Origin of the sequence: Hydrocarboniclastica marina (genome assembly GCF_004851605.1) — a bacterium.
Classification (GTDB): Bacteria; Pseudomonadota; Gammaproteobacteria; order Pseudomonadales; family Oleiphilaceae; genus Hydrocarboniclastica; species Hydrocarboniclastica marina.
The window spans coordinates 2,913,370-2,934,392 of the sequence record NZ_CP031093.1; the positions used below are offsets into that span (position 1 = coordinate 2,913,370).

The following is a 21,023-nucleotide window of genomic DNA, read 5'->3' on the forward strand; positions in this document are numbered from 1 at the left end:
ACTTGCTGTGGAGACGAAAAAGGCCGCCCCCGCGAGCGGGGACGGCCTTTTATTGCAGAGCTTAAGATCTACTCCTTAGAGGATCGGAGTTAACCCCAGCTGGATGGTGTTGCCGTAGCCTGCCATCGTCTTGTTGAGCAAGCTGGTCAAAGCACCACAGTTTTCCAGAGGCGGCAGGTAGTACTCGCCGGTAATGATGCCGCCGCGAAGCGGGGAGAAGGACTCACCTTCAGGCGATTGCATGCTGATAGTCACCGGGTCTATTGTGCGGCACGCCTCACCACCGCCGATCATGACTGGAAAGCCGAAAAACGCGACTGTGACTTTCGGTACTTTGATGTGCATGGATGCCTTCAGCGTTAACACGCCGTTTGCCAGCATGCCGCTCGATTCACGCGTCTGCTCGAACTCAACCTTCGCAGTCGCCTCGACACTGCGGAACAACCGGGAGACCGGAACCCTCAGCTGCGAGTTATCAATCCTGAGATCGCCCCCGAATATGCCGGTAGCCAGATCCAGTCTCGGCTCAATGGATCCGCTCAGCGCCATCGTTCTGCCGGAGGCCGCGATTGTGCTAGCGCCTTGTACATCGAAAGCTATGAAAGGCGGGTCGGTCACGATACCACTGCCCTGCAGAGATACTACGGCCGGGTTTTCAGCACGGTCATAGGCGATGTTCAATGCCGAGCTGAAATGACCGTCGGAGTGGGGTGCGAACATCGCAGAAACGAAACAGGTTGCCCCTGGCGCGACTACCGAACACATGTGGCTACTAACAAATGCTCCGGCATCGCCCCCGGTGACCCAAATCTCGCTGATTGACAGGCTCTCAATACCGTCATTACTAACGGCGATCTTACGGGTGACCGAAGTCCCTATTTCGACAACCCCGAAATCGACTTCATCGGGAACAACAATCTCCGGACCTGAAAGCAGACTTCGACCGGCTATAGCAATGTCCAGGACTGCGCTGTCGGGATCATTGGAGGCAACCGTGAGGACAGCGGTTTGTATACCGTCATCCGACGGATAATATGTGATAAACACCGTACAGCTCTCGCCCGGAGCAAGCACAGAGCAGTCGGTAGACATCTCGAATGCACTGGAACCGTCGAGACTGAGCCTGTCGATACTCAATGGGGATTGGCCATCGTTGGTGATGACTATCGTCATCTCCTCGGACAAACCTGCCTGCACAGTCCCAAAGTCGACATTGTCCGTGGACAGGTGAATGTCCGCCGGGTCGTATGGATCAGGCGGAGGGATGATCCCGAAGGTGTGCAGAGCATTGTCCTGGCCAGGATCAAGCGTACAGACCGAAGTGAATTCGCCAACAGGATCGCTCGCGATCTCACCAGAGAACGTGCGAGTGATCATGTTCAGTGTCAAGCCCTCGACCCGGACTACTCCAGATCCTTCATCTGTTTCGCCGAAGACCAGGGGTTCCTGGACACCAGAGGCGGGCACGTTGAATGCACCGCCGCCCGAGGGAATCACCGTAGAGGGGATGTCCAACTGAACAGTTATGAACCGATCGACAGACGGCAACTCGACAACGACATCTGACGACGCTGTGCCTTCTATTGAAACGGCACCGGCGAGACCAAGCCCGATTTTGGCGTTTTCTGGCACCGTCGACACTACATCAATAGCGAAGGCTCCTGTCGGAGCACCAGATTCAACAGTGGCGGGCATCTCTGATGAGATGTTGGTGATGACCTGCTGGTTTCCGATCAACGGAAACGGACAGGTGTAGCTGAGTTCCAGGTTAACGGGCTCGGCTGAAACCGCCCCGCTGGCCAGCGCAAGTGCTGCTGCAGAGATCGAGGTGCAAAACGCTCGCCTTCTCACCCTGTAAATGACGGGATTCATGTTGTTCTTCCTTTTGATGTAATCCGCGTTGTATTCCTGTTGGGCATAAAGGCGATAAAACAGTGTCGGAATTTGTTCTCCTCCTACCCACAAGCACCAGAATTGTTTCATGACAGTCGTACAGATCGGAGTGTGTCTGCAAGGTTTGCAAGGAGAGGGCGAAGTAGCCCCAACCTTCACAGACGCAGGAATTCTAACTCAGGCACATAGTTCGTTTTGCGCACTATGTCTATAAAAACCGACACACCTCGACCTAAGCGGCCTGGCCAAATAGAGGAATGTCGAGGGGATCAGTACTCGACGTCGAAACGAAAAAGGCCGCCCCCGCGAGTGGGGACGGCCTTTTATTGCAGAGCTTAAGATCTACTCCTTAGAGGATCGGAGTTAACCCCAGCTGGATGGTGTTGCCATCTCCCGACAAGAAGTGGTTGAGCACGCCGGTCAGCGGGCCGCAATTCTCAAGGGGTGGCAGATCATATTCGCCGGCCAGGATGCCGCCTTCCAGCGGCGCGAACTGCTCGCCTTCAGGAGACTGCAGGCTGATGTTCACCGCGTCCATTGTACGGCATTCGTCGCCTCCACCGATCTTGATCGGGAAGCCAAACAGCTTGACCGTCACTTTCGGCACGCTGATGTACATGGTGGACTCGGACGTCAGTACGCCGTCCTGAAGCGTGCCTGTTGTCTGGCCTACCTGCTCAAACTCAACCTGGGCAGTCGCCTTCAGCTTGCTGAACAGCCGGGAAATCTGGACGGTTGCCTGGGTGTCGTCAAGTGCCAGATCAGCGGTATACATGCCGGTAGCGATGTCAAGCGCAGCGTCAATAGTGCCGCTCAGAGGCAGTGTGCTATCAGAGGCTGCAATGGTCGTGCTGCCCTCGATATCCATCAGGAAGTCAACAACGGTCTGGCCGGGATCGTCACCGGTACCCAGCAACGCCACTTCGCTTGGGCTGTCGGCGTCATTGGAGGCAATGACGAGCGTCGAGCTCAGGGCACCGACAGTCTGAGGCGCAAAGGTTACAGTCACGGAACAGCTTGCGTCCGGCGCGACGGTTGTACAGTCGTTAGCGCCGATCGTGAAGACACTGGCGTCACCACCACTCACTTCGATGCCGTTAATGGTCAGCGATTCAGTACCTGCGTTGCCAATAACGATATCCTGGGAAGTGGTTTCGCCCGGCAGTACCGTGCCGAAGTTGACCTCATCCTCAACAACGATTTCCGGTACCGGAACCGCAGTGCTGCTGCCGCTCAACGCAACATCGGAGAATTGCTCGTCAGGGTCGTCAGATTCGATGGTCAGGGTCGCACTCTGTGCACCTTCACCGCTCGGGAAATAGGTCACGGTAACCGCACAGCTTTCGCCAGCGTTCACAACAGAACAGTCGCTGGACTGGGAGAACGCGCTAGCGTCAGCGCCGTCGATAGTGATCCCGTTAATGCCTAGCGGCAGGTCGCCTGCATTGGAAACAGTAACAGTGGCTTCTTCGGTCAGGCCAGCCTGGACGTTACCGAAGTCGACCGATTCCGGATCAACGCTGATATCTTGCGGCTCATCAGGATCACCTGTACCGGTGATCTCGAACGTCTGAAGAACATTGTTCTGCCCGGGATCAAGCGTACAGACCGCGGTGAACTCACCAATAGGCGCTGGCGCCACGCTACCGTCTGCAGTACGGGAGGTCATATTCAGGGTCAGGCCTTCGACTTGGATCTCGCCTGTACCTATGTCTTCTTCGCCAAACGTAAGAGAATCCTGCACGCCGAACGCCGGCACGTCAAAAGTGCCAGGCTCATCCACAGGAATTTCGGTAAACGGGATATCGAGAAGAACAGTAAGCGGCAGAGTTTGTGTAGGAAGTACGGCTTCTACATTGGACTCCGCCGTGCCTTCCACTGAAACGGCGCCAACCAGACCAAGGCCGGTCTTCGCGTTTTCTGCAACAGTTGCGATTACGTCGATGGGTACATCACCAGTAGGGGTCCCCGCTTCGATAGTCGACGGCAGGTCAGCGGAAATGTCAGCTACGACCGCCTGGTTCCCGATCAGCGGGAACGGGCAGGTGTAGTTCAGTACGAGGTTGACTGGTTCGGCTGAAGCAGCGCCGCTGGCAGCGATCAAAGCTGTCGCTGCAATTGCCGACCGAAGCCTACCTCCGTTAGATCTGAAATTAATCGGGTTCATGCGTTCTTCCTCTAGTTTTTTGGCTGTCTTTTGTTTTTCCTTGTGCAGACTGCGCAATGAACTGTTCGGTTCTGCCTTGCTTTTCTTTCCGTGGGTGCAAATTGGCATCACGCGATCCCGGGTCCGTTGCACCCAGATCGTCCGCTTAGCTCAGCTACCCTTGCATCCGCTTACGCTGAAGCGTTTAAAGGACTGAAGCTCACTCGGACTGAGCCATCTTATAGAGGGAAATAACGTTGAAATGTGAACTATTGCAGAGTCTTTGATGGCCGACATTAAGGTGAATTCATGACCTAAATCAGCAGCATGCTTCAGCAGAGCTTGAGTTTTTGCCTCCCAAACCGTACCTCCACTACACCATTGTGCTCGAACGTGGGGCAGTTTCTGCCTTCATCAGAGAAGGCAGAAACCCGGAAGCTGACGCTCAGCACATCCGATTCAAATCGGGGCCAAGATGGGGATCAGTCCTAGTTCCATGGTGTTGCCCTTTCCCACCATAGAGCCATTGATGACGCTAGTCAGTGGCCCGCAGTTCTGGAATGGCGGAACCGCGTACTCACCAGCAACAAACCCGCCGCCATCTATTTCGAACGGCTCACCCTCAGGAGACTGCATGGAGATGGTCACGGGGTCCATCGTCCGGCAGTCATCTCCCCCACCGACTCTGATCGGAAAACCGAACAGGGTGACGGTTATCCTGGGAAGTTTTATATATAACGAAGATGCAAATGCAAGAACCTCACCCTGCAGTGTCCCTTCGGTCTCGCCCACAGGCTCAAATACCACCTCTGCAGTACCCTTGAGGTTACGGAACAGATGTGAAACAGGGATCACCGCCTGTGTATCGTTTAGTATCAGGTCGCCTTTGAGCATGCCCATCGTCAGGTCAGTGTCAGAGTCAATATAGCCTCGCAAATTCAGGGTGCTTTCGGATGCCGCGATAGTGGTAGTGCCTTCAAACTCTAACACGAACACGACAGGACGAATCGTTGGGGTGGAACCACGGAGAGTGACTTCCGTTGGGCTAGCAGCGTCGTTGGAGGCAATGGACAGCGTAGCCTCGAAGTCGCCCATCATCGGGGGCGCGAACATTACAGTTACGACGCAGGTTGCGTCTTGCTCGACAACTGTACAGTTATGACTAAAAGTGAAGGCCCCCACTTCGTCGTCGACGATGTCGATCTCATCGATAAAAAGGGATCCAATGCCCGCATTACCGACCGAGAGATCCTGGGTAACCAGTGAACCCAGTTCGACCTGACCAAAGTCAGTCACCGACTCAACGACAATTTCTGGTTCCGGTATCACCACGCTATTCCCACCCAGTGGCACTTCCGTCAGCCCAGCATCCGGGTCGTCGGACTCGATCATGAGCCTGGCGCTCTGAACCCCCTCGTCGGTCGGGAAGTAGGTAATGTTGACCAGACAACTTTCGCCGGGTCCTACAACAGAGCAGTCACTGGACTGAGAGAACGCGCTTGCGTCATCTCCGGAAATGCCAAAGCCGTTGATACCCAGTGGCAGGTCACCGTCGTTATACACGGTCACAACCGCTGATTCGGTGAGCCCGGCCTGGACATTGCCGAAATCAACAGACTGGGGGTCGACCGAAATGTTCTGAGGCTCATCTGGTCCGTCATAGCCAATTTCAAATGAGTGCAGGGCATTGTCCTGTCCGGGGTTAAGTGCACAAACGGACGTAAACTCGCCAATGGGAGCTGGGGCGATACTGCCATCGGCGGTACGGGCTATTATGCCCAGAGTCAGACCTACGACTCTGACTGTAGCCGTTCCGACATGTTCGTCGTCAAAATGGATTGGCGGCTGAGTACCAAAGGCGGGTACATCGAATGACCCTGGCACCTCCACTGGCACCTCTGTTGGCGGGATATCCAGCGAGACAGACAAGGGAAGGTCTACGCCAGGAGTTTCGATGACTACGTCGGCTTCTGCCGTACCCTCAACCAGCACGGCCCCGACAAGCCCAAGGCCTATTTTCGCACCTTCCGCAACGGTTGCAGTCACATCAATGTCAAACGGTCCAACAGGCTCGCCTACCCCGACGACTACAGGCATATCGGAGGAGATGTCAGCGACAACAGCCTGATCTCCTATCAGTGGAAATGGGCAGGTGAAATCAAGCTCCAGGCTGACCGGCACCGCTGAAGCGGTACCGCTGGCAGCAAGCAGGACTGTCGCCGCTAGTGCCGAACGCAGCGAATTTAAATTCAAGGCATGCTTAATCAGGTTCATTGATTGTTCCTCTACTTTAGGTCTGTTTTTTGTTGTAGTTGTGCAGACTGCGCGAAAGAACAGCTATCCCGCCTTGCGTTCACTTCTTGGACCCGCCTTTTCGAGCAACCGCTCTGGTACAGCTCGCTGGCAGCTATGACGTGCTGGACCGCCGAGTGCGAGTGCGCCTGTTGACTACCCGGCTTTCACCAGCAGCAGCCCGTGGCTCTCCGATTCTAAACAAACCATATACGTCGTTATGTGAACCGTTACAGATAGCAGAGCTAATCATATCAAGAGCGAAGACCGCTTCGAAGACACAGGAATAGAGCTAGCGCTGGTGTTCTTCCTGCTACAGGCGATTGGAGGGTTAGATAGAGAGTGGGGGTTGTGGCTGCTGCTGGGGTACTGAATGGAGGAATGCGTGAAGCCTAACGGAGAAGGCCCCCTCGCAAGCGAGGGGGCCTTTGTTTTGCCGAACTAAGAGTCAGCCCTTAGAGGATCGGGGTGAGTCCCAGTTGGATGGTGTTGCCACTTCCGCTCAGGAAGCCGTTAAGAACGCCGGTCAGAGCACCGCAGTTCTCAAGGGGAGGCAGGTCGTATTCACCCGCTACAATGCCACCTTCCAGCGGTGAGAAAGTCTCACCTTCAGGCGTTTGCAGGTTGATGGTTACAGGCTCAGAAGTGCGGCAATCAGCACCACCGCCCAGCGTGACCGGGATGAACCCGAACAGCTTGGTAGTAACCTTAGGCACTTTGATGTACATGGTGGACTCTGAAGTCAGGACGTTGTTCTGCAGGAGACCGGTAGTCTGGCCAACTTGCTCGAACTGAACCTGTGCAGTTGCTTTCAGCTTACGGAACAGCTGGGAGATCTGAACAGTTGCAGTCGTGTTGTCGAGAGTCAGGTCAGCGGTGTACAGGCCGGTAGCCAGTTCAAGATCCGCGTCGATCTGGCCGGTAAGAGCCAAGTCGCTGTCAGAGGCCGCGATAGTGGTGGTGCCTTCGAGGTCATAGGACAGTTCTACGGGCTCACCGCCATCGTCGATTTCTTTGCCAGTACCTACCAGAGACACCTGGCTTGGGCTATTCGCGTCGTTAGAAGCGATAGACAAGGTAGCGCTCAGAGGACCTTCGACCTGCGGAGCAAACGTCACGGTTACGGAGCAGGACGCGTCCGGAGCGACAGTCGTACAGTCATTGGTCTGCGTGTACGCAGCATCGCCGGAGATATCGATTCCGTTGATGGTCAGGTCCGCAGTGCCGTCGTTACCGATTACGATTTCCTGAGTGGTGCTTTCGCCAGGCAGAACAGAACCGAAGCTGGCTTCGTCCTGGACAACGATTTCAGGAACCGGAACCGCAACACTGGTGCCGCTCAATGAAACGTCAGAGAACTGGGCATCTGGATCGTCAGACTCGATGGTCAGCGTAGCATTCTGTGCACCTTCACCGCTTGGGAAGTAGGTGACGGTTACCGCACAGCTTTCGCCAGCGTTAACAACAGAACAGTCACTTGACTGGGAGAATGCAGCTGCGTCAGCGCCGCTGATGCTAACGCCGTTGATGCCCAGTGGCAGGTCGCCATCGTTGGACACGGTCACAGTCGCTTCTTCAGTCAGACCAGCCTGAACATTGCCGAACGCAACCGAAGCCGGGTCAACAACGATGTTCTGCGGGTCGTCAATCACAACGTCTTCGACGGTGATTTCGAACGTCTGCAGGACGTTGTTCTGGCCAGCGTCCAGCGTACAGACCGAAGTGAACTCGCCGATCGGGGCTGGTGCAACGCTGCCATCAGCGGTGCGAGCTATCATGTTGAGGGTCAGACCTTCAACTTGGATTTCACCGGTGCCTTCATCTTCTGGGCCGAAGGTCAGGGAGTCCTGAACGCCGATCGCAGGTACGTCAAAGGTGCCGGGCTCGTTCACGGGAATTTCGGTGAACGGGATGTCCAAAAGAACGGTAAGCGGAAGAGTTTGTGTAGGAAGTACGGCTTCTACCCCGGACTCCGCGGTACCTTCGACGGACACAGCGCCAACCAGACCAAGACCGGTCTTGGCGTTAGCGGCAACAGTTGCGATTACATCGATGGGCACATCACCGGTAGGCGTGCCAGCTTCAATGGTAGATGGAAGGTCAGCAGAGATATTGGCGATAACTGCTTGGTTCCCGATCAGCGGGAACGGACAGGTGTAGTTCAGTACGAGGTTAACCGGTTCGGCTGAAGCAGCGCCGCTGGCAGCAATCAAAGCTGTCGCTGCGATTGCGGACCGAAGCCTGCCCCCATTTGTCTTGAAATTAATCGGGCTCATGCGTTCTTCCTCTAATTTAAGTCTGTATTTTGTTTTACTTGTGCAGACTGCGCGATGAACTATGCGTCATCTGCCTTGCATCCATTCCCCGCAACCCCCACCCGGGCGCTACCGGCGATCCGTCCTGTCACGGCTAAACTGTTCGCCGCATGTCCGCCTCCCGATTCCCGCCAGTCTCTGTTGTGGAGCCCTGACAAAACTATTTGGTTGCGGACGATTTGATTCTAGACCAGGTGGTAATATCGAAATGTGAACTACTAAGCGGATAGGAATTAAGGTTACAAATGGACGAAAAGACATTCAGCGGGCGACAAATAATGAATATCCGTTCAGCTTCTGTTCAGCTGGTCGGAGCGCGGTCCAGTCCGGGTTTTTGGCCCCGGCAAAGAAAAAAGCCGCCCCAATATCTTGGGACGGCTCTCTTGGCGCATTAGTCGATCTGCGCCCATTTCACAACAGTGTCGTGATCAGTGACCGTACACAACCATGTCGGCAGTAATAGCAAGGTCGGTCATGTAGATTGCCCCGATGGACTCGCCGTTACCCATTGTGATGTTGGTCAGATCCAGATCACCCGAGAAGTCCTGCACGTTCACGCGCAGAGCATCCTGATCAGTACCCAGGTAATCTTCAGCTACGCCGATATCTGCCTGGGCGTGAGCGAATGACACGCCCTGCGCACTGTTACGGGCCATGCCGATCAACTGGCCACGGGTGTTATGTAGCGAGAAGCCCAGGCTCGTACCCATGAATGGCAGCGTCACTTCACCTGCAGCGTTGAAGTAAGCGTTGATATTCATGCTGTTCGATTCTTCCTGAACGACTATGTCGATCGGGCCAAGGTTACCCTTGATGCTCAGGTCGGACACGAGGACAGTACTGCCGGCATTGCTTGCGGCCATGTCGCCCAGATTGTTTATGTTGGCGCTGCCGTCATCATTTGTTTCTTTCGCCAGAGACACGCTGTCGATGTCCAAGCTGAAATCGACGGGGAACAGACCGGTAGTACGCATGGAAATGACGAGATCACCGTCAGATACGTTCGGGTCGGTTTCAACTGCGTTAATGTTGTCGGTAATCTCCTGAAGCAAGGCTGCGTCCGAGTTCTTCAGGATACTTTCCTGGTACAGGTACTCGCCAGCCGTGCCTGTTGGGATATCGTCACGAACGCCCGTGCCTGCAACGTCCACATGAATACGGATCTCGTCCAGGAATTCATTCCCTGAACCCGGCTCTCCGCCGCCCGCCAGTCTCAGACCGTCAATGACCAGGAAACCCTTATCCTGGTAGGCAATCTCACCGACACTGATGGTTGCTTTGTTGATATCGATGGTCACACCTGCCTGACCGGTAACGTCGCCCATGGCACCGTCGTTCAAAGCTTGCATTTCGGCTTGTGCTGCGAAGGGTGCTGCAGAGATAGCAGCAACCAGTGCGATTTTTTTCAGGCCTTTCATCTTATTCTCCTGATTTCAGATATTTGGAAGCACAGCTCAGCTTATTATTTTTCGAACCGGCTTTCTCTATCGACCCTTTCCCAGGGACGCTCGGCTAGTTTTTCAGGATCAGCCTCTGAATACTTAGAGGTGGCGCACAAAACCACCTTTTAGATGACTTATCTAATTCATTTAACTAAACACCAGCACTTGGTATACCGCTGGCGGAGCAGTAAAAACCCTAATCCCGGCTTTCGCCGACGAGTGCGATCCAGTCGGCAGACCTGCCACAGTTTTCTGCGATCATTCGTTGATCAGGGATAGCCAGTCGCACCAAGGCGGTAAAGGGGCCGGACCGTGCCCCGCTAACAAGAATTACCGGCATCCCGCCGGAATGGAGAGGACAAGATGATTCGTTTGTGGCGTATTCTGCTGATTACTTTTTTGTTCAGCGGGCCAGCGTGGGCGGCCCCGAAGACTTTCTGCGTATGGGATGTGGTCGGTGCAGCCGGGGATTTCTTTAATCTCATGAAGACCTACCAGCTTGAGGCGCTGAATGCCGGCCAGCAAATCGAGCTAAAGGCATACCGGAACGAGCTTCGGGTCGTTGAGGACTTCCGTGCCGGCCGCTGCGATATGATTGCAGTGACCGATTTGCAAGCGCGCCTTTTTAACCGTTTCACAGGATCGGTCAGTGCCATAGGCGCTGTGCCCTACTATGACGACCTGAAAATCGTCATGCACATTCTCGCAAGCCGCCGCGCTGTAAGGCGACTGGACGACGGTGAGTTCAAGATTATGGGTATGGTGCCGCAGGGTGGCATGTACCTGTTCGTTAAGGACCGCAACATCACGACGGTCGAAGACCTCAGGGGTCTGCGCTTTACGGTGCTACCCAACCATAAAGATGCTGAACACATGGTCGAGTTTGTCGGTGGCAAAGTCGTGCCCGCCGAAGTTACAAACTTCGCCAGTCTTTTCAATGACGGCCAGGCCGACGTCAGTTATGCACCGGCTATTGCTTACGAAGTGCTGGAGATGTACGAAGGCATGGGACCGAACGGCGGCATTGTGCGGTATCCGCTGGGTCAATTCAGCATGCAGCTGATAGCGCGCAGCGACGAGTTTGACGACAAATTTACCATGAAGTCCCGGCAGATTCTGGCTGACATGTACGAAGCGTCCATGAAGATCAACTTCCGTTACGAGCGAACCATCCCGGAGGAACGCTGGATCGATATCGGCGATGACGCGATAGCTGAATACCAGGAAATGCTCCGCGGGGTGCGGTTAGACCTGGCCAAGCAACCGGACCATGAGGTCGGTGGCGTATATCACCCGGCCATGATGAGTATGCTTCGCAAGGTTCGCTGCCATACCAACCCAGGCGCAGTCGAGTGTTATTCCGCAGAACGTGAGTAACGCACAGAACGCCAGGCCTTAAGCAGAATACCAGACCTTGAGCCAAGCGGGTGCCAGCGGGCCCAGCGCGACAACCAGTCCGACGACCACAATCAGTAACGGACAGTGTAAGACCGGCTTAACCCGGTAGCTGTTGCCAGCGGAGGCTTTCGCACCAGGCGTTACACAGGCACGAATCGCACATTGAAACACGAAAAAGGGCCAGCAAATGCTGGCCCTTTTTCGTACCCGTGTCCCGTCCCGAAATACGTTGTCACTACATCGCTCGGATCGATTCTTCGACCAGACCCGCTGGTGAGTGTGAGTTGCTATAGCAGTGCTTCAGCCCATAAAGGGGAACTTCGGCATTGAAATAGCTTGAGAGCGTAGCGACAGGGGTACAAAGCCAAGCCGTCTGATCATCCAGACTGCCAAACCGGGAGCCCCGCTCCAGGACTCCCTAAAGCAGCGTTAAAGTGCGTAAAACAGCATCGGTACGAACGCTACGAGCAGCAACGTCGTGCCCATGACCAGCAATGGCAGGAGCAGACGCTCATAGCGGTGCCAGAAGGAGCCGGTCCGCTCCGCAGCCAGCACCTCCGTCTCCCCTACTACTTGCCGCGTCAGAAGGTGGTTCAGTGCCACTGGTGGCGTCAGGTAGCCCAGCTCAAAAGCCACCAGGCACACGATCCAGAAATGCAGCGGGTCGATCCCCAGCTTCATCGCAGCCTGGGCAATGGTCGCCGAGACCAGCACGACAGCACCAAAGGGCTCCATGACCATACCGATACACGTCAGCATGAACACGACCGCCAGCATCACGAGCCAGACGTTGTCCAGGTTTTCCGGGAACAGGATATGTACAACGTCAGAACGTTCGAGTATCCCGCCTAACGCAACTGTGAACCCGATCAGGGCCAACAGCGCGCCGATGTGTACGGCAGAATCACTTGCCGCCGCCGTGCTTCGTGCCCAGAAGGTCCGGCTACGGCTTTCCCCTTCCTGCCGGGTTTTGCCGGAGTCGAGAAACAGCAGTGCCAGCATCACCAGCGGCAGAATCATCGGCGCCGTGTATTCGTTGAAGCCCATGTCCAGCACCAGCCTGATCCCAATTATCACGGCGGCTGCGGTGATTACGTAAGGGACCAGTGGCCGCAGGTGACCCACCGATTTTTTGAAAGCACCGGGGACGGGCTTCGGACGCCATTCGCCCTGCGTTTTACACACGATGAGCGTAAAGAGCGATGCGGACATCAGGAAGACCCAGAAGCCCCAGCCATACAATTCGCTGGTAGTGACCTCCTTGTTCAGGGCCGCAATGATGACTATCAGCAGACAGGGGTTGAGTACCACACCGAGGCTGCCCGACATCGCCGTAGTCGAGAGCGCCAGCTGTCGGCCTGCCCCTACCCGCCGGAGTTCGTCATAGACGACACCGCCCACGGCCAGGATGAAGATACCGGACGCGCCCGTAAATGCAGTCGGAAACGCGGTCGCGAAAATCATCACTGACGCGAGCAATGGTGCCGGCAGCTGAAAGGGTTTGATGATGTTCAGCAACAACTCGGGCAACTGGGTCTGTTTCAGGGCCATCCCTACGAGCACGTAGAGGCCGATATTGATGAAAATCGACGACATGTTCGTGAGGATGCCGAAGTAGATCGCCAACCCGGAGTTATAGCCGTCAATAAAGAAAAAATAGCTCATGGCAATTACTGCCATGGTGCAGTGCAGCGGAATGCTCAACAGGGAAGCTGCGTCCAGTTTGCCTGGCGGGAGCCGGTCAGGTATGGAAAAGAGCCTCACCGCGTTGATCACCATGAACAGACCGAAGACCCACGCCCAATAGTGCTGCATTCTCACCAGGTCCGCAGTGTCGGGCGCCGCAACCAGCTTCGACACATAGGAGAGCAGAGAGAACACCATCAGCCCATTGACCCCCAGCTGTACCGCATGACTCAAACGCCATTCCGCCCGGTTTCGAGGTAACCGGAGCGAAATGAGATCCGCATCAAGCGTGGCTATTGCCGCCGACATGGCGAACAGGATCAGAAACAGCAGATTGGTCAGATCAATGTTTTCAAGCAGGAAGCTCGCCATGCCCTGCTCGACGGTCTTGAAAACGCCGAGCGCCGGCGTCGCGTGTTTCTGATTAATCTCATAGGCGATATGCCGCTGCTCGCAGTTCTGTATATTCCGTTCGAGCGAGCGTCTGATGGCTTCTGGATCCGGCGCGCTTGAGAACAGCGCATCAGGATCAGGCTTGTACTGATCCATCCTGCGCTTGACCTCGGCATCCATATCGACGATGAGGTCGCAGCTCGGCTCCTGGGCGTCCGGATTCAGCAGATAGTAGTTTGGCCATACCTGCTCTCCTAACCACAACATGCGGGAGTGGAAAGAGTTTCCCATTCCCAGCAGCAATATAGCCAGGAGCAACATCAACAAAAACGCCCCATACAGCCTGTGCATGGGGTACAACGTTTGCGGCCCAACAGCCGATAATGCGCGCCAGTTCATAGAAGGGTTAGCCTGCCTTATTCGCGATTTTCGGCCGTGCACTCAGAGGCGCTTGGGTTTTGGGCACAACGGATCTTGCTGAGCAATCCCAGCATTTTCTCGCTGTATACTTTTTCAGCACCGGCCTCGCCATCACGAAGCTGGAGGCGATTCGAGCGGAACATTTCCTGGTAGCCTTCGATATCAGAATCGGGAATGCGGATCCAGTGTTTATCGGGGATATTGCTTTCGGCATTCTTCACAATGTCCATGGCCTGACCGTACATGTTCCAGGCGACTTCGCGGCTCTGCTGGGCTTGCTCATCAGTCAGGACGCCCTCTTTGGCGACAACCTGAATGGTCAGGTTTGCCAGCGGATAGTCGACGATTCCGCCGCCGTTTTCGACACCCTTGTAAAGCTCCAGTGCCTCGTACGCGAAGGCCGGCGCATAGGCTGTGTCTACCGAACCATTGTTGAACTTACCCGCAAAGTTGGTGATATCCGAGGGCACGACAGTCGCTTTGACTTCGTTCACCATATGAACCGCATCTTTCTGGTGGCTCAGGGTCGCCATCCGCTTGCCGGCCAGGTCAGCTGCGGTATCCATGCTACGGTCGTTCACGAACAGGTAGCCCGCCCCTGCAGGGATAATGCCCAAAACTTCATAGCCGCCGCTCTTCATCAGGCTGGCTGCTTTGGGTTGGGCAAGGGTTTTCAGGGCTGTTTCCAGCACGTCATAGTTGGGGATGGCACCTACCGCGCTGAGCGTGCCAGTAAAGCGATTGTAAGGGCGAAGCCGCAGGTCTGTTGCAACCACTGCCTTACACTGACCGGAGTTGAAGTCCCCCACTGCTACGCCTTCATCGGTATACGGCCGTGGCGTAAAGTCCACGCCGTGGTTTTTCATCTCCAGCGCATAATCCTTGGCCAGACTGTACAGATCGCCGTTAGCGCCGAGTGGATCGAATACGCATACCGTAATGGGCTCAGCCGCAACCACAGGGGCGACCAGGGAAAATAACAGAGCAGTCGTTGTTTTACGGAACATAGTATTTCTCCGGTTTTTTGGTAAAAAGGAGCAGGTAAAAGCGCTTACAACAGATCATCCAAATCCATGGCTTTCGCGTCCGACTCGGCGTGCTCATCCAGTGATCCGAAACGACTGGCGGGCGTACGGTAGCCGTAGTTGGCGATCCAGTACTTGTCCGACGAGAACTGGATAACCTCTCGGGCGACTTCGTCTGACAGCTGATATTCCTCCCATATTTCAATGGTATCGTCGGCCTCGACAAACTCCGCGATGACTTTCTTCAATATATCCCGTCGCCCGAAGGTCTCTGCAGCCACCGCTTCCAAAGCCAATGAGAGACGATTGCCTGCCTCTATGCCCTGCTTGGAACTCTTGTCGAGCAATGCCCAGGGCTCAGGTGCTCCCGGTGGCCGGGAATCCGGCAAGAGCAGCCAGATATTGGCGCGCACCGCGGCGGGTGCACCACCCCACTTTTCATTGTCGACGCATTTAGTGGCCCGAGCCGCCTGGGGAGCGATATCCTTGGGAATGCCCGCTCGCGCGCCTGAATTCGAGTCGCTGACGATAGCCTGCAGACCGGTTATCAAACCCAGCAAAAACGTCAGCTCTGCCTGATCGTTTGAAAATGAAGGGCACTCGATCGGGTCGGCTGCAGGATCGAAACCATAAGCGCTCATGGCGCGCTGGAAAGCCTTGTAGCGGCGGGTCGCCGTCACGGCGTAGAGCCGCTTGCTGCGCTCACGCGCATCCTTCGCAACGGATACCTCGCCGTTGTATTCGGCTAGCAGGTATTCCAGTTCAGCCTGGCGGGCCTCGCGCTCCGAACATAACGCGGACAGCAACATCAGCAGCGAACCTGTGCTGTCAGGCGCCGGCGATACCCGCGAGAAAGAGTACACCAGAGGGTCGACGCCCTCGCCCAGCCGGCAGGCCATACCGGGATCATCCATCGCCATGACGTAGGGTGTCGCCTGGGCTTCCGAATACGCGGCGATGACCATCCCGGTCGGGGTATAGATCGGGTGGAGCTGGTATGAAACACAGCCACTGACAGCGAATGCCAACACCAGAACGACGATGCTCTTCAGGCCCGTCACATATCCCCTGCTCAGTCTCGCCAGAAAGCTTGCCGGAAAGAAGTCCATAATATTTCCCGTTTAAAGGTTGTTGTTATAGAAGCGGCCACGCACCCCATAGTCAGCAGAACGTTTCTATCATAAATCCGAGTTTCAGTTCCGTGATGCAGACCATGGAAGGGCCCAGATTGACCGATTAGCGTCCGGCTAAGGCCCTATTTGACGACTATCGAAACCGAGCCTGACCATAGCACGGCCGTGGCGGCTCGAAAGCTACCTTACTTGGCCGGAATCAGCAATAGATGAACTTTCATTCAACAGGCGCCACTGAGGGCGGGGTTTTAGCGGATGTGACGCCCGAGGATGTCAACCAGTAACGGCTGGTTGGGCATAAAGAGGTCGCTGCCGGCACGCCAGACTCGAAGGTACCGATAGAAAGGCACGCGCGGGTACAGGTGATGGACCAGGTGGTAGTTCTGCCACATCAGAACGGGCGTCAGAAGCCACTCGTACCCAACGCGATTATTCGTCGCCTGCCAGGGATTCTGTTGCTGGGTAGCCAACCTGGGGTGGTGCGGAAGATAATCAAACGCAAGCGCCAGAAACACCAGGGCGATGCGCCCCGGCAACAGCCAGTAGAGCAAAACCTCCTGCCCCCAGCCCATTGCCAGCGCGAATACCAGAACCGAGCCACCGATCAGGAACGCCACGACGGTTTCGGTCTGCTCTGAGCGGGGGCGGGAGCTCATTCGGCGCAGGTAGAAAGCATAATACTTCAGGTCTATCGTCGCCCAGCGCAGCGGCAGGAGCCACTTCGCTCCCCCGCCGGTGTAGGCGTCCGGATCCTTGTCAGAAGATTCGTTGGCGAAGCGGTGGTGCTGCATGTGGATAAACCGGAAGGCCCGAAAGATCGGGAACGGAACCAGCGGCATAATGCTGATTCTGCCAAGCCAGTCATTCAGCGGGGCGCTCTTACCGATGGCCCGATGCGCAGCTTCGTGGAAGACGGTAAAGAACCAGTAGCTGGCGAGGGCGTTGGCGGCGATAGCCCAGCCTGTCGCCAAGTATCCCTGCACAGCCAGAGTCGTGGCAACTGTCCACAATACGACGCTGCACACGAAAAGTGCCAGTGTAGGCCAGGCTATGGCGGGGGGGCTTGCGAGTCGCGCCAACTCTTCGGATCCGGCTGTGGCGGGGTTTGGAATCGCTGTCAGCATCACTGCGACCTTTATTGTTAGATTGTCCGACAGGATAACGCTCCAGGTATTGCCTGTAAAGGATCGCCAGCACGCGTGATTAAACGCTTCCTGTCCCGCTAATCCATTTGCCCGTTGGCAGACCTTTGGGTAAGGTTCTGCCTTCTCCTTCTCACCGTAACCGGGTATAGCATGACCAAGACGCGCGTATTGACCGGGATAACGACCACCGGCCTGCCCCATATTGGCAACTACGCCGGGGCGATCCGCCCGGCCATTGAAGCCAGCCGGGACCCCGCAACTGAATCGTTTCTTTTTTTAGCGGACTATCACGCGCTTATAAAATGCCAGGAGCCCCAGCAGGTTCGTGAGTCGGTGCGTGCTATTGCAGCCACTTGGCTGGCCTGTGGCCTTGATCCTGAGCATGTAACTTTCTACCGGCAGACCGATGTGCCGGAGATAACTGAATTGAGCTGGGTCCTGACTACGGTTACGGCGAAAGGCCTGATGAATCGAGCCCACGCCTACAAAGCGGCGGTTCAGGACAACCTCGACAGCGAGGGCGCGGATCCTGACAGAGGTGTCACGATGGGGCTGTTTTCCTACCCCATATTGATGGCCGCCGACATCCTGTTGTTTAACGGGCAGCGCATCCCCGTTGGCAGGGATCAGACCCAGCATATCGAGATGGCCCGGGATATCGCCCAGCGCTTCAACCACCTTTATGGCGACACCTTCGCTTTACCCGAAGCGGTCATCCAGGACGAGAGCATGGTGCTACCCGGGCTCGACGGCCGGAAGATGTCGAAGAGCTACAACAATACGATCCCGCTTTTCGCGGATGAGAAGGCGTTTCGCAAGCTGATCAACAAGATAAAGACGAACAGCCTTGAGCCAGGTGAGCCCAAGGATCCGGATGACAGTGCGTTGTTTGACGTATTCGCCGCGTTTGCACGTGCTGATGCAAAAGCACAGATGCGCAAGGCTTACCGTGAGGGTATCGGCTGGGGTGAAGCCAAGAAGCAGCTTTTCGAGCTGCTGAACGAGGAGCTCAAACCCATGCGCGAGACGTACCAGCGACTGATGAAAGAACCGGCTGAACTGGACAGAACGCTACAGCAAGGCGCCGAAAAAGCGCGGGCCTATGCGGTCCCGCTGATGGCAGACGTCCGCAAAAAGGTCGGAATAGGCCCCATAGCCGGTCAGTGACGGGGTAGCGGTACGCCGAAGAACACGGGGTAACATATCAAGCGGGATCGTACAGGAGCGCGGCAGGCTTCCGCTCTGCCGCACTTTCAATTGCCCGCCTTCGCGCAGACGGACTTTACTCGTACTGGACTGTATCGACCGGCCTCGGGGTCTCGTCCGTGCTCGGGGGCAGTTGGGGATATACCACCTCCGGTGTCTTGCCGGTCAGCGTCCGCAGAAACGCACTGATATCCGCGACTTCCTTCTCGTTCAGTTCGGTGCCCAGCTGGGCTGTACCCATTAGGCTAACCGCCTCCTCAAGGCTCCAGACAGCGCCGGAGTGGAAGTACGGTGCGGTCAGCTCAATGTTGCGCAAGGGCGCAGCGCGGAAGACGTATTCATCCGATACGGTATCGGTTACAGCGAACCGGCCTTTGTCGCCAGGTGGCAGCACATCAGCTCCTGGCCGTGAAACCAGCCCGAACGGGAAGTAGTTCTGGCCCCCGAAATTAACCCCGCCATGGCAGCCAGCGCAGCCTTTGTCCATGAACAGTGCAAGCCCTTCTTTTTCTTGCTGGTTCAGGGCATCGTCCTGGCCCCGCAGGAACTGGTCGAATGGCGCATCCGGTGTGATCAAAGTTGCCTCGAAGGCCTCTATCGCCGCGGCCATATTGTCGAAGCTGACAGGGTTCTCTTCGCTTGGGAATGAAGCCTCGAAGCGTCGTACGTAGTCCGGCATGCTTTTGAGGGTCGCTTCCACCCGCGCTGGCGTGCTGCTCATTTCTACGCCGGCCTGCACTGGCCCCTTGGCCTGTTCGGCCAGATCGGCGGCGCGGCCATCCCAGAACTGGGCAGCATTGAAGACGGCATTCAGAACGGTGGGTGAGTTACGCGGCCCTTTCTGCCAGCCATGGCCGATGGAGACCGGTAAGTAGTCGTGACCTCCCATGCCGACGTTGTGGCAGGTATTGCAGCTGATGATGTGACTGGAGGATAGGCGCGGTTCGAAAAAAAGCATTTTCCCAAGCTCGACTTTCTCCTCGGTAAGCTTGTTCCCTTTGATCTCCGGTGCCTCGGTCGGGATGACCCCAAAGTTATTCAGGGCTCGCTCCCGCAATGCTTCACTATCTGCAGCGAACGCTGTACTACAGAAAACTCCAGCGGCTAATCCGAGCCATTTCAAAGCATGATTCATCTTGTACCCCCAGCTGTTCTGCTTGTTCGACGAAGCCGATTGCGCTCCCCGGTCAATCGATACTAGCAACCGCCCACAAGCCCAACAACTGACGCGCTTTAAAGCTAACCGCTACTTGATCCATATCATGAATATCAAACTACCAACCCAGCCAGGCGGCAGTGTGGAAGCTATCAGGTCCACAGTACCACCTTGTCGCGGCCCGTTTCCTTAGCACTGTACAACGCCTGGTCGGCACTTTTGATCAGCGCCTCTGATTCGTCACCTAAGCCCTGCTCAAAACACGCCAGGCCGATACTGCAGGTGACCTTGAGCACCTGACCATCACCAATATCGACCTGCAGCTCCGCAACGGCCTGGCGGCAACGTTCGCCCAACTTCTGGGCATTTTCCACATCGGCTCCCGGCAAAACCACCAGGAACTCTTCTCCACCAAAACGACCCACCTGATCGTTTTGACGGAGGGAGCCACGCAGGGCGTTTGCCGCCGCGACCAGCACGATATCGCCGGCGGGGTGCCCCCAGGTATCGTTGATCTGTTTGAAATTATCCAGATCCACCATCATCACAGCCATGGGCGGCCCCTGCCGCTTGCTGCGTTCATGCTCATACCAGAGATGGGCAAGAATGCTACGCCGGTTATATAGCCCGGTTAGTGGATCAGTCATGCTCAACGTCCGGATTTCTTCTTCCCGCCGACGCCAGCGATTGAGTATGTAGTAAGCCAGTGCTGTAAGCACAACCAGATGCGGAAGCGTGAAAAGGAACATGCTGGTGAGCCAGAAGAGCGAAAGTTGCCCATTCTCGGTCAGGCCCGAAATCGCAGGCGCATAGGGGAGAAAACCAAAAGCCGAGGCGTAGGAAAGTACAGCGAGAAGGCTCAACGAGGCAAAAAGCGCCCACAGGACGGCGCCATGGCTAAACAGTATGAAGCCCACTACAGGCGCCCCGGTGATGACTGCGCCCGTCGGTAGCGACAGTGTGCCGATATGAAAACTGAAGTAACACAGGGAGAGTCCGTAGTAATGGGTGGCGACGTACTCCACCCAGCGGTGTTCGCCAGTGCTGCGCCGGAGCAAGAGCATGAACCCAAGAAGCGTCGCGCTGGTAACCAGGAGCATATGGAAATAGTCGAGATGGCCGCGGAGAAAGTCGCCATTGACCAGCCCTTCGTGCCCCGGCACGTTCAAGAGGTAGTGGGCCCACAAAACGTATTGGGTATGTAAGAGGAAGGTTATACCCAGCAAGAGTGACGCTTTTGCAGATGAACTCCATTCAAACGGGTCGCCAATCCGGGCCCGCAAAGCTTCAAGTCGCGCCAATGGAAATCCTCAGAATGCGTCAGGGATGACGGCCGCGAACGAGCGCTACCGTATCATTGTGTTTGAGGATTA

13 protein-coding genes are annotated in these 21,023 nt (G+C 55.9%); 2 read left to right on the top strand and 11 right to left on the bottom strand.

Annotated features, from left to right (window positions below; genetic code table 11):
- Nucleotides 1-75: 75 nt before the first annotated feature.
- The 5 genes from soil367_RS12995 to soil367_RS13015 all read right to left on the bottom strand — a co-directional run bounded on the left by soil367_RS12995 (nucleotide 76) and on the right by soil367_RS13015 (nucleotide 10,064).
- The gene (locus soil367_RS12995; RefSeq protein WP_172962347.1) at nucleotides 76-1,872 is read right to left on the bottom strand and encodes a choice-of-anchor D domain-containing protein; all 1,797 of its coding nucleotides are present in this window, start codon (nucleotides 1,870-1,872) and stop codon (nucleotides 76-78) included.
- A gap of 370 nt (nucleotides 1,873-2,242) precedes the next feature.
- Nucleotides 2,243-4,060, bottom strand: coding sequence for a choice-of-anchor D domain-containing protein (locus soil367_RS13000; RefSeq protein WP_136549497.1), 1,818 nt, complete (start codon nucleotides 4,058-4,060; stop codon nucleotides 2,243-2,245).
- Nucleotides 4,061-4,498: 438 nt separating this feature from the next.
- The gene (locus soil367_RS13005) at nucleotides 4,499-6,313 is read right to left on the bottom strand and encodes a choice-of-anchor D domain-containing protein (protein WP_136549498.1); all 1,815 of its coding nucleotides are present in this window, start codon (nucleotides 6,311-6,313) and stop codon (nucleotides 4,499-4,501) included.
- A 473-nt stretch (nucleotides 6,314-6,786) separates the two neighbouring features.
- Entirely contained in the window at nucleotides 6,787-8,607 is a 1,821-nt protein-coding gene (locus soil367_RS13010; RefSeq protein ID WP_136549499.1) for a choice-of-anchor D domain-containing protein, read from the bottom strand.
- A gap of 467 nt (nucleotides 8,608-9,074) precedes the next feature.
- Nucleotides 9,075-10,064, bottom strand: coding sequence for a DUF6160 family protein (locus tag soil367_RS13015; protein ID WP_136549500.1), 990 nt, complete (start codon nucleotides 10,062-10,064; stop codon nucleotides 9,075-9,077).
- A 387-nt stretch (nucleotides 10,065-10,451) separates the two neighbouring features.
- On the opposite strand from soil367_RS13015, the gene soil367_RS13020 reads away from it, so the two are divergent.
- The gene (locus soil367_RS13020; protein ID WP_136549501.1) at nucleotides 10,452-11,465 is read left to right on the top strand and encodes a putative solute-binding protein; all 1,014 of its coding nucleotides are present in this window, start codon (nucleotides 10,452-10,454) and stop codon (nucleotides 11,463-11,465) included.
- A 450-nt stretch (nucleotides 11,466-11,915) separates the two neighbouring features.
- Here soil367_RS13020 and soil367_RS13025 read toward each other — a convergent pair whose 3' ends face one another.
- From soil367_RS13025 to soil367_RS13040, 4 genes are all read right to left on the bottom strand, one after another.
- Complete coding sequence (locus soil367_RS13025) at nucleotides 11,916-13,886, bottom strand: TRAP transporter large permease subunit (RefSeq protein ID WP_246065627.1); 1,971 nt, start codon at nucleotides 13,884-13,886, stop codon at nucleotides 11,916-11,918.
- Nucleotides 13,887-13,981: 95 nt separating this feature from the next.
- Nucleotides 13,982-14,992 (bottom strand): putative solute-binding protein, encoded by a 1,011-nt coding sequence (locus tag soil367_RS13030; RefSeq protein ID WP_136549503.1) that lies wholly within the window; start codon nucleotides 14,990-14,992, stop codon nucleotides 13,982-13,984.
- 44 nt (nucleotides 14,993-15,036) lie between these two features.
- Complete coding sequence (locus tag soil367_RS13035) at nucleotides 15,037-16,119, bottom strand: hypothetical protein (RefSeq protein WP_136549504.1); 1,083 nt, start codon at nucleotides 16,117-16,119, stop codon at nucleotides 15,037-15,039.
- Nucleotides 16,120-16,391: 272 nt separating this feature from the next.
- The gene (locus soil367_RS13040; protein ID WP_172962348.1) at nucleotides 16,392-17,267 is read right to left on the bottom strand and encodes a fatty acid desaturase; all 876 of its coding nucleotides are present in this window, start codon (nucleotides 17,265-17,267) and stop codon (nucleotides 16,392-16,394) included.
- A 171-nt stretch (nucleotides 17,268-17,438) separates the two neighbouring features.
- On the opposite strand from soil367_RS13040, the gene soil367_RS13045 reads away from it, so the two are divergent.
- Entirely contained in the window at nucleotides 17,439-18,455 is a 1,017-nt protein-coding gene (locus soil367_RS13045) for a tryptophan--tRNA ligase (RefSeq protein ID WP_136549506.1), read from the top strand.
- Nucleotides 18,456-18,570: 115 nt separating this feature from the next.
- On the opposite strand, the gene soil367_RS13050 is transcribed toward soil367_RS13045, so the two are convergent.
- Together soil367_RS13050 and soil367_RS13055 are read right to left on the bottom strand one after the other, a co-directional pair.
- Nucleotides 18,571-19,629 (bottom strand): cytochrome-c peroxidase, encoded by a 1,059-nt coding sequence (locus soil367_RS13050; protein WP_136549507.1) that lies wholly within the window; start codon nucleotides 19,627-19,629, stop codon nucleotides 18,571-18,573.
- A 173-nt stretch (nucleotides 19,630-19,802) separates the two neighbouring features.
- Nucleotides 19,803-20,951 carry a GGDEF domain-containing protein gene (locus soil367_RS13055; protein WP_136549508.1) on the bottom strand — a complete coding sequence of 383 codons (1,149 nt, stop codon included), beginning with the start codon at nucleotides 20,949-20,951 and terminating at the stop codon, nucleotides 19,803-19,805.
- Nucleotides 20,952-21,023: the final 72 nt, after the last annotated feature.

Excerpts from the sequence above, each read along its gene's own strand:
- soil367_RS13015 (WP_136549500.1), bottom strand. The coding sequence starts at position 10,064 with ATGAAAGGCCTGAAAAAAATCGCACTGGTTGCTGCTATCTCTGCAGCA.
- soil367_RS13000 (WP_136549497.1), bottom strand. The coding sequence starts at position 4,060 with ATGAACCCGATTAATTTCAGATCTAACGGAGGTAGGCTTCGGTCGGCA.
- soil367_RS13050 (WP_136549507.1), bottom strand. The coding sequence starts at position 19,629 with ATGAATCATGCTTTGAAATGGCTCGGATTAGCCGCTGGAGTTTTCTGT.
- soil367_RS13030 (WP_136549503.1), bottom strand. The coding sequence starts at position 14,992 with ATGTTCCGTAAAACAACGACTGCTCTGTTATTTTCCCTGGTCGCCCCT.
- soil367_RS13035 (WP_136549504.1), bottom strand. The coding sequence starts at position 16,119 with ATGGACTTCTTTCCGGCAAGCTTTCTGGCGAGACTGAGCAGGGGATAT.
- soil367_RS13020 (WP_136549501.1), top strand. The coding sequence starts at position 10,452 with ATGATTCGTTTGTGGCGTATTCTGCTGATTACTTTTTTGTTCAGCGGG.
- soil367_RS12995 (WP_172962347.1), bottom strand. The coding sequence starts at position 1,872 with ATGAATCCCGTCATTTACAGGGTGAGAAGGCGAGCGTTTTGCACCTCG.
- soil367_RS13005 (WP_136549498.1), bottom strand. The coding sequence starts at position 6,313 with ATGAACCTGATTAAGCATGCCTTGAATTTAAATTCGCTGCGTTCGGCA.
- soil367_RS13010 (WP_136549499.1), bottom strand. The coding sequence starts at position 8,607 with ATGAGCCCGATTAATTTCAAGACAAATGGGGGCAGGCTTCGGTCCGCA.
- soil367_RS13025 (WP_246065627.1), bottom strand. The coding sequence starts at position 13,886 with ATGTTGCTCCTGGCTATATTGCTGCTGGGAATGGGAAACTCTTTCCAC.
- soil367_RS13040 (WP_172962348.1), bottom strand. The coding sequence starts at position 17,267 with ATGCTGACAGCGATTCCAAACCCCGCCACAGCCGGATCCGAAGAGTTG.
- soil367_RS13045 (WP_136549506.1), top strand. The coding sequence starts at position 17,439 with ATGACCAAGACGCGCGTATTGACCGGGATAACGACCACCGGCCTGCCC.